At 66.2% G+C, this 14,607-nt stretch carries 16 protein-coding genes; 8 read left to right on the forward strand and 8 right to left on the reverse strand.

The window, feature by feature from the left end; translation table 11 throughout:
• Positions 1-159 precede the first annotated feature (159 nt).
• Positions 160-738 (forward strand): outer membrane beta-barrel protein, encoded by a 579-nt coding sequence (locus ACW5DN_RS10770; RefSeq protein ID WP_456962660.1) that lies wholly within the window; start codon positions 160-162, stop codon positions 736-738.
• Between the two features lie 100 nt (positions 739-838).
• Here the strand turns inward: ACW5DN_RS10770 and ACW5DN_RS10775 are convergent, their stop codons facing one another.
• The 5 genes from ACW5DN_RS10775 to ACW5DN_RS10795 all read right to left on the reverse strand — a co-directional run bounded on the left by ACW5DN_RS10775 (position 839) and on the right by ACW5DN_RS10795 (position 4,015).
• Positions 839-1,894: an NAD(P)H-dependent glycerol-3-phosphate dehydrogenase gene (locus ACW5DN_RS10775; RefSeq protein ID WP_456962661.1), complete on the reverse strand. Its 1,056-nt coding sequence runs from the start codon at positions 1,892-1,894 to the stop codon at positions 839-841.
• Between the two features lie 9 nt (positions 1,895-1,903).
• Complete coding sequence (gene secB, locus ACW5DN_RS10780) at positions 1,904-2,422, reverse strand: protein-export chaperone SecB (RefSeq protein WP_456962662.1); 519 nt, start codon at positions 2,420-2,422, stop codon at positions 1,904-1,906.
• A gap of 109 nt (positions 2,423-2,531) precedes the next feature.
• A complete protein-coding gene (locus ACW5DN_RS10785) occupies positions 2,532-2,969 on the reverse strand; it encodes a rhodanese-like domain-containing protein (protein WP_456962663.1) in 438 nt (145 codons plus the stop codon).
• 66 nt (positions 2,970-3,035) lie between these two features.
• Complete coding sequence (locus ACW5DN_RS10790; protein WP_456962664.1) at positions 3,036-3,500, reverse strand: hypothetical protein; 465 nt, start codon at positions 3,498-3,500, stop codon at positions 3,036-3,038.
• A gap of 59 nt (positions 3,501-3,559) precedes the next feature.
• Entirely contained in the window at positions 3,560-4,015 is a 456-nt protein-coding gene (locus tag ACW5DN_RS10795) for a YiiD C-terminal domain-containing protein (protein ID WP_456962665.1), read from the reverse strand.
• 99 nt (positions 4,016-4,114) lie between these two features.
• On the opposite strand from ACW5DN_RS10795, the gene ACW5DN_RS10800 reads away from it, so the two are divergent.
• The 3 genes from ACW5DN_RS10800 to ACW5DN_RS10810 are packed head-to-tail and all read left to right on the forward strand — an operon-like array spanning position 4,115 to position 7,201.
• Positions 4,115-4,924 (forward strand): uroporphyrinogen-III synthase, encoded by an 810-nt coding sequence (locus tag ACW5DN_RS10800; protein ID WP_456962666.1) that lies wholly within the window; start codon positions 4,115-4,117, stop codon positions 4,922-4,924.
• Positions 4,917-5,939, forward strand: a complete 1,023-nt coding sequence (locus tag ACW5DN_RS10805; protein ID WP_456962667.1) for a uroporphyrinogen-III C-methyltransferase — start codon at positions 4,917-4,919, stop codon at positions 5,937-5,939. Before ACW5DN_RS10800 ends, ACW5DN_RS10805 begins: the two co-directional genes overlap by 8 nt.
• The gene (locus ACW5DN_RS10810; protein ID WP_456962668.1) at positions 5,936-7,201 is read left to right on the forward strand and encodes a heme biosynthesis HemY N-terminal domain-containing protein; all 1,266 of its coding nucleotides are present in this window, start codon (positions 5,936-5,938) and stop codon (positions 7,199-7,201) included. Before ACW5DN_RS10805 ends, ACW5DN_RS10810 begins: the two co-directional genes overlap by 4 nt.
• Positions 7,202-7,210: 9 nt before the next feature.
• On the opposite strand, the gene ACW5DN_RS10815 is transcribed toward ACW5DN_RS10810, so the two are convergent.
• Positions 7,211-8,488 (reverse strand): acetyl-CoA C-acetyltransferase, encoded by a 1,278-nt coding sequence (locus tag ACW5DN_RS10815; protein ID WP_456962669.1) that lies wholly within the window; start codon positions 8,486-8,488, stop codon positions 7,211-7,213.
• A 173-nt stretch (positions 8,489-8,661) separates the two neighbouring features.
• Between ACW5DN_RS10815 and ACW5DN_RS10820 the strand changes: the two genes are divergently transcribed.
• Positions 8,662-9,594, forward strand: a complete 933-nt coding sequence (locus ACW5DN_RS10820) for a hypothetical protein (RefSeq protein WP_456962670.1) — start codon at positions 8,662-8,664, stop codon at positions 9,592-9,594.
• A 99-nt stretch (positions 9,595-9,693) separates the two neighbouring features.
• On the opposite strand, the gene ACW5DN_RS10825 is transcribed toward ACW5DN_RS10820, so the two are convergent.
• Positions 9,694-10,278 (reverse strand): superoxide dismutase family protein, encoded by a 585-nt coding sequence (locus ACW5DN_RS10825; protein ID WP_456962671.1) that lies wholly within the window; start codon positions 10,276-10,278, stop codon positions 9,694-9,696.
• 164 nt (positions 10,279-10,442) lie between these two features.
• Between ACW5DN_RS10825 and ACW5DN_RS10830 the strand changes: the two genes are divergently transcribed.
• Both ACW5DN_RS10830 and pdxK read left to right on the forward strand, forming a co-directional pair.
• On the forward strand, positions 10,443-11,234 hold the full coding sequence (locus ACW5DN_RS10830) for a YggS family pyridoxal phosphate-dependent enzyme (protein WP_456962672.1): 792 nt from the start codon (positions 10,443-10,445) through the stop codon (positions 11,232-11,234).
• Positions 11,231-12,091: a pyridoxine/pyridoxal/pyridoxamine kinase gene (pdxK, locus tag ACW5DN_RS10835; protein WP_456962673.1), complete on the forward strand. Its 861-nt coding sequence runs from the start codon at positions 11,231-11,233 to the stop codon at positions 12,089-12,091. Before ACW5DN_RS10830 ends, pdxK begins: the two co-directional genes overlap by 4 nt.
• A 129-nt stretch (positions 12,092-12,220) precedes the next feature.
• On the opposite strand, the gene glnA is transcribed toward pdxK, so the two are convergent.
• Positions 12,221-13,630, reverse strand: a complete 1,410-nt coding sequence (gene glnA / locus ACW5DN_RS10840) for a type I glutamate--ammonia ligase (protein WP_456963048.1) — start codon at positions 13,628-13,630, stop codon at positions 12,221-12,223.
• 163 nt (positions 13,631-13,793) lie between these two features.
• Between glnA and ACW5DN_RS10845 the strand changes: the two genes are divergently transcribed.
• A complete protein-coding gene (locus tag ACW5DN_RS10845) occupies positions 13,794-14,597 on the forward strand; it encodes an undecaprenyl-diphosphate phosphatase (protein WP_456962674.1) in 804 nt (267 codons plus the stop codon).
• Positions 14,598-14,607: the final 10 nt, after the last annotated feature.

Genomic DNA, 14,607 nt, shown 5'->3' on the forward strand with positions numbered 1-14,607 from the left:
CACGACCCTGAATGCCGCCTGTAGTTCCTGTACCGGCACGTACATTATTCAGTTGGGATTTTGTTGCATCCGCGATACTGCCGGCGTCGGGTCGCGATGTCGCCTTGGTTTGAGGGGGCCGCACCCGAACGAACCACCAAATTCGAGAGGCCAAGCCCGATGAAGAAGTCACTGCTCGCCCTGACCCTGGTCGCTGCCCTGCCGTTCGCGGCGTCCGCGGCCGACGGCGTTTCCTATAACTATGTCGAAGGCGGTTACATCAACACCGACACCGACAACACCGGCGCCGATGGCTGGGCCATCGCCGGTTCTGGCGCGATCGCGCCGAACTTCCATGTGTTCGGCGGTTACTCCGGCCAGAAGACGGACGACTTCAGCTTCCTGGGGGCTCCGTACGAAGGTGTCGACATCGACCAGATGCGCGTGGGTGTCGGTTACAACCACGAAATCTCGCCGCGTGCGGACCTGCTGACCCGGGTTGCCTACGAGCGCTCCGAGGACGAATTCAACAACAGCCTCAATGGTTACAGCGTCGAAGCCGGCGTGCGTGGCGCGATGACCCCCAACCTGGAAGGCTACGCGCTGGCCGGGTATGAGGATGGCAGCGATTACGACGGCGATTTCTACGGCCGTCTCGGCGCCCAGTTCAAGTTCAACCCGACCTGGGGCTTGAGCGGCGATGTCAAGTTCGTCGACGGCGACACCCAGTACTTCATCGGTCCGCGCATCACGTTCTAAGCAGCACCCTGCAACAGATTGCGATCTCTCTCTCCCCGATCGTCGCGATCAGAAAACCCGGCTTCGGCCGGGTTTTCTTTTGGCTGCCAATCAATCGGTGTCAGCCAAACAGGGCGCCCGGATACTCGGCTTTTTGTTCGCGTCCCATCAACTGGCGCAGACCTTCGCCCGGTGATATCTCGCCATGCAACACCGCGTAGACCGCCTCGGCAATCGGCAACTCGACGTCGTGTCGACGCGCCAGCCGCATGACCTCATCGGCGGTCTGTACCGATTCGACCACCTGGCCGATCTCGCGTACCGCGTCCTCGATCGACTGCCCCCGGCCCAGTGCCAATCCCAGCCGGCGGTTGCGTGACAGGTCACCGGTACTGGTCAGCACCAGGTCGCCCAACCCGGCCAACCCCATCAGGGTCTCGGGGCGGCCACCCAGGGCGCGGTTGAGGCGCAGCATCTCGTTCAATCCACGGGTGATCAACCCGGCACGTGCGTTCAGCCCCAACTCCATGCCGTCGGCAACCCCGGTGGCCACCGCGAGCACGTTCTTCATCGCGCCGCCCAGCTCGGCGCCGAGCATGTCGTCACCGGTGTAGGCGCGGAAACTCGGCCCGTGCAGGATCTCGGCGACCTGCTGTGCAAACGCAGGCGTGTCGGAGTGCACGGTCAATGCGGTCGGCAGGCCGCGGGCGACCTCCTTGGCAAACGACGGGCCGGTCACCACCGCCAGTGGCACCGGCGTGCCAGGTGGGTCGGTCGCCAGGATCTGCGCGGCAACCTCATGCAGGAAGCGGCCGCTGCCGGGCTCAAAGCCCTTGGTCGCCCACGCTACGCCGGCGTGCGCCGGGCGGTGCGGTGCCAACGCACGCAAGGTGTCCGCGAACGCGTGCGAAGGCACTGCGACCAATACCAGATCGACACCCGCCATCGCCACGGCCAGATCGGTGGTCGCGCGCAAGGTATCGGGCAACGGCACACCGGGCAGGTAACGCGTGTTCTGCTGGCCCTGGTCGATCGTCGCGATGACCGAAGCGTCGCGCCCCCACAGCACCGCCTGATGCCCATGGCGTGCGATCAGCGAGGCCAGGGCGGTGCCCCAGGAGCCCGCGCCCAGCACGGCGATGCGCAACCCCTCGGCCTCGTTCAAACGGGTCGGCATCCTGGTCGCTCAGGCGTTGCCGGCGGGCTCGGCGTTGCCCAGGCTTTCCGCCTGCTTCTCCGAGCGCTGGCGCAGGCCTTCGGCATACAGCGCATCGAAGTTGATCGGCTGCAGGAAAAACGGCGGGAAGCCACCGGACTGGACCAGGTTGCTGATCAATGAACGCGCGTACGGATACAGCACGGTAGGGCAATGGATACCCAGCAGGTTGTCGAGCTGGGCGGCCTCGAAACCACTCAGGGTGAACACGCCCGCCTGCTTCACTTCCACCAGATACAGCGGCTTGTCATCCGCATTGCAGGTCAGGGTGATTCCGAGCACGACTTCGTAGTTGGTCTCGTTCAGGCGCTGCACGCTCTGATTAAGGTTCAACTGCAGCTGCGGCTGCGCCTGCTCGCTGAACACGGCCGGACCGCCGGGAACCTCGAACGAGACGTCCTTGGCATAGATCTTCTCGATCGTGAAAGAGGGGCCAGTGGCGGCGGCATCGGCAGGCACCGCGGCACCATTGAGGGTTTCTTCGGACATCAGGGGACTCCAGTAAAGCGCAAGGAAAGATTATGGCACGCACGTTCGCGCACCTCGGAAACTCAGGCTGGGGACGTTTGGCCGGGTTGCAATAGCCAGCCGCGTCCGATCAACGGCGTCCCTTGACCAGCGGCATGTCCGCCTGCACCCAGGACTGGACGCCGCCATCGAGCCAGTACACCTTCTCGAAACCGGCTTTCTTCAATCGCTTGGCGGCGCTGGCCGAGGCCTGGCCGCTACGGCAGGTCACCACCACCGGCAGCGCCTTGACCGGCGCCAGCAATTTGCTTTCCGGGTCGAACTGGCTGGGTTGCACCGACTTGCTGCCGGCGATGTGGCCTTTTTCGAAATCATTGGCAGGCGACAGGTCGATCACCAGCGCGTTGTCGCGGTTGATCAACCCGGTCAACTCGGCCGGCCGCAACGCGGTATAGCCACGGAACAGGCGGGAGATCTCGACATAGGCCAGCGCGACGGTGATACCCACCAGCGCCAGGGACAGGTAGAGGTTGCGCTCGGCGAAGGCCAGCAGGGTTTCGACAGTCACGGGGTCACGGGCAGGGCAATGGGGCGGGGATTGTCGCCCAGCGCCGCCGGGCGTGCAAAAAAACCGTCATTCCCCCGCCCACAGGTCGGGCAGGTCACTGGTCAGCCACCAGCCCTTCACGGCCTCGTCGTAACGCCATTGTTCGCGGTAATTCACCGTTCGCTGGGTCATGGTGTGACGATTGATCACACCGATCTGGATGTTGCGCATCGCCGTACCCGCCTCGAGATTGCGGGTGGAGCCGACGTCACGGTACGAAGAGACCTGGATTTGCTCATAGCGCTTCATCTCCAGCTCGGTCATTGCATTTTCGGCCCGGACGTCGGGATCGACCAGGTTGCGCGCACCGCCGAAATCACCCCAGCGGATCGCACCCGACCAGGCATACTGCGCGGAATCGAGCGCACTGGCGGCCGGACTGCCGCTCGCACAGCCGCCAAGGGCCAGCAAGCCCAATAGCGCGCCCAGCAACAACGTGCGCGAGACAAGGCGATGAAACCAGGACGTGGACTCGAATTGGCGAGGGGGCATGCAGGTTCCAGTGCGGTGGCAGAACCGCCATCCTAGCGGGCTACGTGACGGGCTGCCGGTCAGCGGACGATGGCGACGTAGCGGGCCGTGAAATCGGTCGCGATCCGGCCATCGGGCAACGGCACCCGCGCCACCAGATGCGCCCGCGCCCGACCGCGTTGGCGCAAGGTGGCGATGAAGTGGTCCCAGTTCGACCGCGGTGCCAGCTCGGCGCTCACCTGCAGGTCATTGAACAACGGCAACAGATAGCGGACCTGGCTGTCGGCGACATAGACATCGGCCTGGATGCCTGCTGCCTCGACCTGCAACGACATCAGGCCCCAGCACGCCAAGGTCATGACCGACGCCAGGCTGCCGCCGAACGCGCAGCCCTTGTCGTTGAGATGACGCGCCAGCGGCGCATGCAGCTGCAGCCGCTGGCCGTCGTAACCGTCGATCCGAAGTTCCATGGCCGCCACCGGCGGCATTGACTGATAGTGATGAGTGAGGCGTTGCAACGCGTCGCTATACGGCATGGGAACTCTGTCGAGCCGGCGCTACCGGCGGGGAGGGGAAAGTGGCGGGCTTGGGGCATGGCGAATGCAACCTTCCAACACGCATGCCAAGCTGTCGCGATGTCATCGCGCTCATTGCCCGCTGCATGGTACGTGATCTCGCTGCGGCCACGCGGCGGGCATGCGACGTTGCGGCGGGCCGCTGCGCGTCATGACGGCGGCTTGCTTGCATTGTCACCGTGGACGCTACAGGCCATTGATGACCCCGACAACCGCGATGCCCTGAAGGCCGCCCTGGCCGCATCGCGAGTGCTGTTCACCAGTCCTGCCGCGGCCCGCGCCGCCGCGGCACTGCAACCGTTGCGAGTGGTGCCCGGCCAAGGCTGGTTTGCGGTTGGAGCCGGTACCGCGTTGGCTTTGCGTCGGGCCGGCATCACGGCGGTGGTGACTCCCGAGCGAATGGACAGTGAAGGCTTGTTGGCACTGCCCGGCCTGCAGCAACTCCAAGGCAGCACACTGGGACTGGTGACCGCCCCCGGTGGACGCGGTGTCCTCGCACCGGCCCTGCAGGCACGCGGCGCACAGGTAATCCGCGCCAACGTCTACCAGCGGGTGCCGGTAACACCTTCGCCACGGGCATTGGCCGCGATCCGTCGCCTGGCGGCCCCCGCAGTGCTGGCGGTGTCCAGTGCAGAGGCCCTGCAACTGGTGGTCGCCAGCGTCCCCGACGATGTCGTCGCGCGGTTGCGGGCGATGCCGGTCGCCATCGCCAGTGAGCGATTGGGTGATCTTGCCCGCGAACTTGGGTTCCCCCGTTGCCACCGCGCCCACAGCGCCCGACCGACCGATCTCGTCGCCGCGTCACTGGCCGCCCTGTCCCGGGGCCCGGCCGCATCGGGTTCGGGCAGCAGTTCCGGTAACATTGACTGACCCCAGCCTGACTGCGCCTGCCGTGTCCACGACCTCGTCCGATTCGACTCCGCGCCGCCGCCGTAAATGGCCGTGGTTGATCGTACTGCTGTTGATCGCGGCAGCCGGATGGGTTGGCTGGCAACAGTGGCAACGGGGCCTGGCCGTCGAGCAGGCGACCAGCAATGCCACTGGTTTGCAGTTGGATGCGCTCGGCCAGCGCGTCGACCTGCTGCGCCGCAATCAGAAAGCCCAGACCCAACGCCTGCAACAGGCCGTCGCCACCAACCAGGTCCTGCGCAGCGAATTGCTCGGACTGGCCGAGCGCTCGGCCTTGATTGAAAGCAGCTTCGCACGCTATTCCGACCCCAGCCTTCGTGGCGTGCAGGCGTTACGGCTGGACGAGGCCGCACTGCTGCTGGGCATCGCTCAGCAACGACTGATGATTGCCGGCGACCTGGATGGCGCCCGGCGCGCGTACGCACTTGCTGCCAGCGTGCTGGACCGCGTCGATGACCCCGCTTATCTGAGCCTGCGCCAGACCCTGGGGCAGGAACGTGCCGCGCTGGACCAGGCCGACACCGAGCCCCGCGCGGCGGCACTGGCGCGGCTGGATGGTTTCGCCCAGCGCATCGAAGCGACACCCCCGCTGCAAACTCCACCAAGCGCTGCCGCAGCGCCGTGGTGGAAGCGTGCGTTTGGCGGCATCGTGGAAGTGACCCGGAACGACGAACCCATAACCATGGATCCGGCCGACCTCGCCGCGACCGAGACAGGACTGCAACTGGAGATCACCCTGGCCAGGGCGGCCGCAGAGCGTCGCGACGTTGAGGGTTACCGGTCCGCGCTCGCCCGGGCCGGGCTCTGGCTGGACCGCCTGCCCGCTGCCGCCGACGAGACACGCGCGCGGCGTATCGCGCTGGATGAGATCGCGGCAATGCCACTTTCACTTTCGCTTCCAACCCTTGGCACCACACTGAACCAACTGAACCAATTGCGTCAGTCTCGCGCCATGCATCGGGAGCCTATTGAATGAACCTGTTCCGAAACCTGTTGTTCTGGATCGTGCTGATACTGGTCGGCGCGCTGGTCGCGCAATTGCTGGTGCAAGACCCCGGCTCGCTGATCCTGGATTATCGCGGCACCCGCTATACCACCACCCTGGCTGCGGCGGTCCTGATCGGGCTGGGGTCGTTGCTGGTGTTGTGGCTGATCTGGAAGATGATCAGCTTGCCCATCGTCGCGCTGCGGCGGCGGCGCAAAAAAGCCGCCCGCGCCAAGCTGATCGATGGACTGGACGCGCTTGAGCAGGGCCGCTGGAACCGTGCAGAGAAGCTTCTGGAAGAGGCGGCGCGCAACCCCGGCGCAGAAGACGACGGTGTCGCCCATATTGCCCGGATTGGCGCTGCACGCGCCGCTGCCGCCCGCGGCGACACCGCCCAGGCGAACCAGTACCTGGATGGTCTGGCGGTCCCGCACCCGGTGGCGCGTGCGCTGACCGCGGCGGACCTGGCACTGGCGGACGGACGGCCGGGCGATGCCCTGCTGGCGCTGGAGACTCCCAACGTGCAGCCCCTGCCACCGCGCGGGCTGTTCCTGCGCGCGCAGGCACTGGCCGCGACCGGCGATGTCGGCGAGGCCTACGGCCTGTTGGGCGCAATGCGGCAGCAGAAGGTCCTGCCGGTCTCTCAACTGGACCGACTGGAAACCGAGTGGTCCGAAACCGCACTGCGCCAGGCGCCGGACGCGAATGTACTGGCCGATCGCTGGGAAGCGTTGCCCAAGCCGTTCCGTACCGACCCCGGCACGGTGAGCGCCTATGCCGAGCGCGCCGCGGCGTTGCGCTGGGAGGAGGCCGCCGCCAAGAGTGTCGAGCAGGCGCTGGACAAGCAGTGGGACGACTCGCTGGCCGGGTTGTATGGCCGCCTGCCGATCGGTCAGCTGGATCGCCGGCACAAGAATGCCGAGCGCTGGTTGCAAGCCCACCCTGCCAGTCCCGGCCTGCTGCTGACGCTGGCCCGGCTGAATCGTGCCCAGGGACAGTGGCCACAAGCCGAGGACTATCTGCATCGCGCGCTGGCGCAAGGTGCCAGCGGCGACGCGTGGGAAGAGCTCGGCCATGGCTTCGCCCAGGCCGGCGATGAATCGCGTGCGCGGCTGAGCTACGGCAATGCGCTGCGATTGCATCGGGGCGAAGCGGTCACCGAACTGCCGGGCCGTGACATGCGCCAGCAGATCCACGATCGCGCGGTGATCGAGGAACGCGACGAGCACGGGATGCCGCGACTGCGCGAGTAGCTGGTTGGATCAGCGCTCCAGGATGGCGGTTACGCCCATGCCGCCGGCGGTGCAGATCGAGACCAGGCAGCGGCCGCCGCCGCGCTGCTGCAGCTCCTTGGCCGCGCTGGCGACGATCCGCGCGCCGGTCGCCGCAAACGGGTGACCGGTCGCCAATGACGAGCCGTTGATATTGATCTTCGCCGGATCGATGCGACCCAGCGGTGCGTCCAGCCCAAGCCGGGTCTTGCAGTAGTCCTCGCTCTCCCACGCCCGCAGGGTGCACAGCACCTGGGCGGCAAACGCTTCGTGGATCTCGTAGAAGTCGAAATCCTGCAGGGTCAGGCCATTGCGCGCGAGCATCTCCGGCACCGCGATGGTCGGGGCCATCAGCAGCCCTTCCCCGTGGGCAAAATCGACCGCCGCCACCTGCGCATCACGCAGGTAACACAGCGGCTCGTGGCCATGCGCCTGCGCCCACTCGTCGGAGGCCAGCAGACACGCGGCCGCGCCATCGGTCAGCGGGGTCGAGTTGGCGGCGGTCAAGGTGCCGCGGCCGGAGCTCCGGTCGAATGCCGGCTTCAGCGTTGCCAGCTTCTCCAGCGTGCTGTCCGGGCGCAGGTTGTTGTCGCGCGAGACGCCGCGGAAGCTGACCACCAGGTCATCGAAGAAGCCGCGCTCGTAGGCCGCCGCCAGCTTCAAGTGCGACGACAGCGCCCACTCGTCCTGCGAATCGCGCGCGATGTTCCACTGCTTGGCCATATCCTCGCAGTGCTCGCCCATCGACTTGCCGGTACGCGGCTCGGCGACGCCGGGAAAGTCGGGCTTCAATTCACGCAGCGAAAACCCCTTGAACGCCGCCAGTTTGCCCTTGAAATCCTTCGCCGCGGCCGCTGCAAGTAGACGCCGGCGCAGCTCCTTGCCGTAGACAATCGGCACATCGGAGGTGGTATCCGAACCGCCGCCGATCCCGGCCTCGATCTGGCCAATCGCAATCTTGTTGGCGACCGTGATGATCGTATCCAGCGAGGTGCCACAGGCGCGTTGCATGGTCAGGCCGGGGGTCAGTGGCGACAGCCCGGACGACAACGCCGCCTCGCGACCCAGGTTCCAGTCGCTGGAATGCTTGATCACCGCGCCCATCGCAACCTCGCCCAACTGTTGCCCGTGCAGCCCGTATTTCTCTACCAGCGCGCCCAGCGTGCGCACCGACATCCCCAGGTTGCCAACATCCGCATACGCGGTGTTCTGACGGCAGAACGGAATTCGGACACCACCAAGCACGGCGACAGGACGGGTTTGGCGCATTGATCACCTCGGACGATGGGCGTTGCACTCGTGCCAACGCTGCTTGCGTGAGTCCCACAATGGCTTGCGGGCATAATGGCCGCAGTGTAGCGCTGCACCTGCGCGCTTCCAAACGCCTGCGTATCCAATTACTCCAGACCGTGTGTCCAACCCGCGAATTTCCCAGGGATCCAATGAGTCCAGCCGCCGATACTGCCCACCCCACACCCGAGCTGCACGTGCTGGGTGCCTTCGCCATCGAAGTGGTCGGCGCCGCGCCGGTGGGCCGCGACCGGCTCTCGCAACCGGAGGTCGGCGCACTGGCGCACCTGGTTGCGCGCGATCTGGCCTCCTTCGCGCCCGAAGCCAGCGCACTGGAGCTGGTGACGGTGGGCGCCCACTACGACCCGGTGGAGCTGTTGCGCCCCGGCTGGCCATTGCATCGGGAGCTGGCCGATCTCGCCGCCCGTGCGCCGCGCGGCAGCCACGACCTCGACGCCGGCCGGATCATTGCCTTCGGCGCCAGCGATTCGCAAATGCCCGGCACGCTGGCCCCTTCCTCCGACTACCTTGGTGGGCCATTGCGGCTGATGCCGTTCGTGCTGACCGGCGCAAGCGATGCCGTCGCGCGGGTTGGCGATGCGTTCGAGAAAGACCTGATCGAAGTCGGAATGGCCGCCGCCGATACCGCCCTGGCCGCGCAGGAGGCGTTCGGCCTGCAAGTCGAACACGCCCGCTACCTGACCGTGAACGACCTCGCCGCGATGACCTCGATCCAGTACGACCATGCCGGACTGGGGCCGCTGTGGCCGTTACTGGAAACCGCGTTGCTGCGCCCGCAACAGCGCGCCTGGCTGGACCAGCCGCCCGAGCCGCTGCTTCACTACACCGATGGGGAAGTACGGATTGCCCTGTTCTCACCGGCCGCCTGGCAACAGCGTTATGCCGCCGCGGAGCATTCGCCCGCCGCGAGCGATCAGGACGCGATGGGTGAGCACCGTCACCGGCAATTCCAGCACTTCCAGGCGCGGCAACGACAGATGGCCGCCGTGCTCGGAGCGCATGGGATCGCCGTGCAGTTCGTGCACTGCGGCCGCGACACCGATTGCCGCGCCGCTCTGGCCTGAAGCCGGCACCAGACGCAGGTGCCGGGCGTCAAACCGCCCAAGGCACCTTCACACCCGGCCGGCGTGCTCGTCCGCCACCTTCCGGCCTGAGCGTGATTTTCAGCCAGCCTGGATCACGCCACAGGCGATGCGTGGACCAGCCGCACCGGAAGGCTGGCTGGTGTAGTCGTCTTCCCCGCCATGCACGATCACTGCCTTGCCGATGGCGTCGTTGGCCGCACCACCGCCCAACACCGGGCCGCTGGCGTGCAGGTCGACGGTGGCGACACCCTCGGCGTTGGCGACGATGTTGTTCATGTCACCGGCATGATGGGCCGGAGTGCCAACCTTGCCGTGCGGCATAGCGGTCGGATTGAAGTGCCCGCCGGCGCTGCTGGCGTCGGCCGCGCTGCAATCGCCCTTCTCGTGGATGTGGATGGCGTGGGTACTGCCGGGCGTCAGGCCGCCGACTTCACCGCGCAAATGCACGCCATCGCCCATCGGGACCACGCTGAGCTTGCCGCTGACCAGGCTGCCCGACGCTGCCGCGAGATTGACGTGCGCGCTGGCAACGGTGGATTCGGTCGGCAAACTGGCGCCGCTGGGGGCAGCGTCAGTGCTGGCGGGCGTGGTGCTGGGCGCAGTGCTGCACGCGGCCAGGGCGAGGCTCAGCAGGCTGGCGCTGGTAAACAGGGCGATCTTCATGGATGACTCCTTCAGTGGGTCAATGGGCGATGGCGTTGGGCAATGTCGTTGCACCGGTGAACCTCGGCACCGTAGCGCGGCGGCAGTTCAGCACAGGTGAATCGTGGCCTGGTCACAGAGTACCAGCGGTACAATCAACCCATCGTCTTTGGAGGCTCCCACCGTTGGACGTTCCGCACCCCGGATCACCACTACCCCAACCGGCCTACCCGCAAGCCGTCACCGTCGACGACTTCGCACGCAACCTCGCGGCGATTCGCGCACGCATTGCCGCAGCGTGCCAGCGAGCGGGACGCAATCCCGATGAGGTCCGGCTGTTGCCGGTCAGCAAGACCATCGACGAGGCGCACATCCGCCTGTCCTATGCCGCCGGCTGCCGGATGCTGGGCGAAAACAAGGTTCAGGAGGCCTACCGCAAATGGGAAGCCATGGCAGACCTGACCGACTTGCAGTGGTCGGTGATCGGCCACTTGCAGACCAACAAGGCGAAGTTGGTGGCCCGTTTTGCCACTGAGTTCCAGGCCCTCGACAGCCTGCGACTGGCCGAAGCACTGGACCGCCGCCTGCAGGCCGAAGGTCGCCGGCTGGACGTGTTCATCCAGGTCAACACATCGGGCGAAGCCAGCAAATATGGTCTGTCTCCGGATGACGTGACCGCATTCGTGAAACAGCTGCCAGCGTTTGCTTCGCTGCGCGTACGCGGGTTGATGACGCTGGCCGCTCTGTCCTCCGACGCCGCCCGGGTACGCACCTGCTTCGTCCTGCTGCGCAACCTGCGCGACCAGTTGCGCCAGGATGCACCGCACGGGATGGACTTCGACGGATTGTCGATGGGCATGTCGGGGGACTTCGAGCTGGCGGTGGAGGAAGGCTCCACCGTGGTCCGCGTCGGCCAGGCGATCTACGGTGCCCGCGCACTGCCGGACAGTCACTACTGGCCGACTGACCCGGCATGACGCCAGCAGATCCCGCAGACCCATCGGCCCGCTTGCAGCCGCTGCACAGCGATGTCGTGTCGGTGCAGTCGCAGGTGGTCTATGGGAGCGTTGGCAACGGCGTTGCCGTACCCACCCTGCAGAAGCTCGGCCTGCGAGTTGCCGCGGTGCCGACGGTCATCCTGAGCAACACCCCGCATTACCCGACGATGCACGGCGGCGCGCTGCCGACAGCGTGGTTCTCCGGCTACCTGGACGACCTGCAGGCGCGCAATGCACTGACCCGGCTGCGCGCGGTGCTGGTCGGCTACCTCGGCGGCCCGGATCAGGCATTCGCGCTGGCCAGCTGGATCCGCGGGCTGGAAGCCTCTCACCCGCAGTTGCAGGTCCAGATCGATCCGGTGATCGGCGATCACGATACCGGCGTGTATGTCGACCCCGGAATGGTGGCGGCCTACCGCCAGCACCTGCTGCCCCTGGCCCACGGGCTAACTCCCAATGGCTTCGAGTTGCAGCGCCTCAGCGACCACCCGGTCGACACTGTCGAGCAGGTCATCGCCGCCGCGCGGACGCTGCTGGTCGGCCGTACCCGGTGGGTCGTGGTCACCAGCGCCGCCCCCGGCTCCTGGGCACACGGACGGATGCGGGTGGCGATCGTCAGCCACGACGACGCGCAAGTGCTCGAACACGCCCGTATTGACGCCGCGCCCAAGGGTACTGGCGACCTGTTCAGCGCGGCGCTCAATGGGCAACTGCTGGCCGGCAGCCCGCTATTTGAGGCCGTCGGGCACGCATGCGACGAGGTGGTGGCGGCCATGCAGCTCACCTACCGCGAACACTCGGCGGAGCTGTTGCTGGCACCTCATCAGCCCAGTTGAGAGCAAAGTCCATGGATCCCCGCCTGCGCGGGGATGACGGGACGCTCAACACGCAAGGGCAACCGGGCGATATCGGCTTCCTGGCGCCCTCGGGAACGGTCGGCCAACTGGTGGCGCGTTTCGTCGCGACTAGATCGCGTAGTACATCTGGTATTCCAGCGGGTGGGTCGCGGCGCGGAATGCGGTGACTTCCTTCATCTTCAGACGGATGTAGGCGTCGATGAAGTCGTCGCTGTAGACGCCTCCGGCCTTGAGGAAGTCGCGGTCCTGGTCCAGCGCCTCCAACGCCTGGTCAAGGCTGTGGCAGACGGTCGGGATATTCTTCTCTTCTTCCGGCGGCAGGTCGTAGAGGTCCTTGTCGGACGGCGGGCCCGGGTCGATCTGGTGCTTGATCCCGTCCAGGCCGGCCATCATCAACGCCGAGAAGATCAGGTAGCCGGAGTTCATCGGGTCCGGGAAGCGCATCTCGATCCGGCGCGCCTTCGGGTTGGCGACATACGGGATCCGGCACGAGGCCGACCGGTTGCTGGCCGAGTACGCGAGCATCACCGGTGCCTCGAAGCCCGGCACCAGCCGCTTGTAGGAGTTGGTGGTGGCATTGGCGAAGGCGTTGATCGCGCGCGCGTGCTTGAAGATGCCACCGATGTACCACAGCGCCATCTGGCTCAGGCCGCCGTAGCCGTCGCCCGAGAACAGGTTGTTGCCACCCTTGGCCAGGCTCTGGTGCACGTGCATGCCGCTGCCGTTGTCACCCACGATCGGCTTGGGCATGAAGGTCGCGGTCTTGCCATTGCGGTGGGCGACGTTCTTGACGATGTACTTCATCGTCAGCAGTTCGTCGGCCTTCTTGGTGAGCGAGTTGAAGCGGGTGCCGATCTCGCACTGGCCGGCGTTGGCCACCTCGTGGTGGTGGACTTCAACCTCGATGCCCACCGCCTCCAACGCCTTGCACATCTCGGCGCGGATGTCGTGCAGCGAGTCCAGCGGCGCGACCGGGAAGTAACCGCCCTTCACGCCCGGACGGTAGCCGGTGTTGCCGCCGGCGTACTCCTTGCCGGAGTTCCATGCCGCCTCTTCCGAGTCGACATGAAAGAACGTGTGGCCCATGTCATTGGCGTAGCGGACGCTGTCGAAGATAAAGAACTCCGGCTCCGGGCCGAAGAACGCCTGCTCGGCGATACCGCTGGACTTGAGGTAGGCCTCGGCGCGCTTGGCGATGCCGCGCGGGTCGCGGTTGTAGGCCTGCATCGTCGCCGGGTCGAGGATGTCGCAGGTCAGCACCAGGGTCGGATCGGCGGTGAACGGGTCCAGGAAGGCGGTGGACGGATCCGGCATCAAGACCATGTCCGAGTCGTGGATACCCTTCCAGCCGCCAATCGACGAGCCGTCGAACATCTTGCCTTCCTCGAACAACGTCTCATCGACAATCGACTTGGGAAAGGTGACGTGATGCTGCACGCCGCGCATGTCGGCGAAGCGCAGGTCGACAAATTCGACGCTGTGATCCTGGATGAGTTTCTCGACGTTCTCGATGGACATGGATTTCTCGCGGATGGCGTGGCGGGTGGGGTGCGGCGTCATTTTCGCACCAAACCGGTTCACCGTGCCGACGGCGCGCATGCCGACGTCGCGTGATCGGGTTCCGCTATCCTTTGCGGCTACTGCACGGCTGTGCGCCATCTCCACATTCGGGTCATCGACCATGTTCGACGTCTTCGCCGCGATATTGCTGGGCATCCTCGAGGGCCTCACCGAGTTCCTGCCCGTCTCCAGCACCGGCCACCTGCTGATCGCCCAGCACTGGCTGGGTGCCCGCTCGGACCTGTTCAACATCGTCATCCAGGCCGGCGCGATCCTGGCGATCACCGCGGTGTTCCGTGAGCGACTGTGGTCGTTGGCCACCGGTCTGGGCGATCGTGAGAACCGCTTGTACCTGGGCAAGATCGCGGTCGCCTTCCTGGTAACGGCACTGGTCGGGCTGCCGGTGCGACTGCTGGGCTGGGAGCTGCCCGACACTGTCTCGCCGATCGCGATCGCGTTGATTCTGGGCGGGGTCTGGATCCTGGTTGCCGAAAAGATCGCCAGCGGCCGGCCGCCCTCGACGAAGGTCACCTGGACGGTCGCGATCCTGGTCGGCCTGGCCCAGGTTCTGGCCGGCGTGTTCCCCGGCACCTCGCGCTCGGGCGCGGCGATCTTCATGGCGATGCTGGCCGGCACCGGGCAGCGTTCGGCGGCCACCGAGTTCGTGTTCCTGGTCGGCATCCCGACCATGTTTGCGGCCAGCGCCTACACGATCCTGGAATACTTCCTGGAAGGTGGCGCTGCCGCCGGCGGCGGCGAGGCCTGGGGCGAGTTGGGACTGGCATTTGTGGCCGCCACCATCACCGGCTTCATCGCGGTGCGCTGGCTGCTGGGCTACATCAAGCAACACAGCTACACCCCGTTTGCGATCTACCGGATCGCACTGGGTGCCGCGTTGCTGCTGTGGTTGCCCGCCGGCGGCTGAGCCGTGCGGC

This window comes from Lysobacter sp. A289, from assembly GCF_054072675.1.

What these genes read in the sequence shown, in the direction of transcription:
- ACW5DN_RS10775 (WP_456962661.1), bottom strand. Translation starts at nt 1,894, where the DNA reads ATGCCGACCCGTTTGAACGAGGCCGAGGGGTTGCGCATCGCCGTGCTG.
- glnA (WP_456963048.1), bottom strand. Translation starts at nt 13,630, where the DNA reads ATGTCCATCGAGAACGTCGAGAAACTCATCCAGGATCACAGCGTCGAA.
- pdxK (WP_456962673.1), top strand. Translation starts at nt 11,231, where the DNA reads ATGACGCCAGCAGATCCCGCAGACCCATCGGCCCGCTTGCAGCCGCTG.
- secB (WP_456962662.1), bottom strand. Translation starts at nt 2,422, where the DNA reads ATGTCCGAAGAAACCCTCAATGGTGCCGCGGTGCCTGCCGATGCCGCC.
- ACW5DN_RS10845 (WP_456962674.1), top strand. Translation starts at nt 13,794, where the DNA reads ATGTTCGACGTCTTCGCCGCGATATTGCTGGGCATCCTCGAGGGCCTC.
- ACW5DN_RS10825 (WP_456962671.1), bottom strand. Translation starts at nt 10,278, where the DNA reads ATGAAGATCGCCCTGTTTACCAGCGCCAGCCTGCTGAGCCTCGCCCTG.
- ACW5DN_RS10790 (WP_456962664.1), bottom strand. Translation starts at nt 3,500, where the DNA reads ATGCCCCCTCGCCAATTCGAGTCCACGTCCTGGTTTCATCGCCTTGTC.
- ACW5DN_RS10795 (WP_456962665.1), bottom strand. Translation starts at nt 4,015, where the DNA reads ATGCCGTATAGCGACGCGTTGCAACGCCTCACTCATCACTATCAGTCA.
- ACW5DN_RS10800 (WP_456962666.1), top strand. Translation starts at nt 4,115, where the DNA reads ATGTCATCGCGCTCATTGCCCGCTGCATGGTACGTGATCTCGCTGCGG.
- ACW5DN_RS10810 (WP_456962668.1), top strand. Translation starts at nt 5,936, where the DNA reads ATGAACCTGTTCCGAAACCTGTTGTTCTGGATCGTGCTGATACTGGTC.
- ACW5DN_RS10770 (WP_456962660.1), top strand. Translation starts at nt 160, where the DNA reads ATGAAGAAGTCACTGCTCGCCCTGACCCTGGTCGCTGCCCTGCCGTTC.
- ACW5DN_RS10820 (WP_456962670.1), top strand. Translation starts at nt 8,662, where the DNA reads ATGAGTCCAGCCGCCGATACTGCCCACCCCACACCCGAGCTGCACGTG.
- ACW5DN_RS10815 (WP_456962669.1), bottom strand. Translation starts at nt 8,488, where the DNA reads ATGCGCCAAACCCGTCCTGTCGCCGTGCTTGGTGGTGTCCGAATTCCG.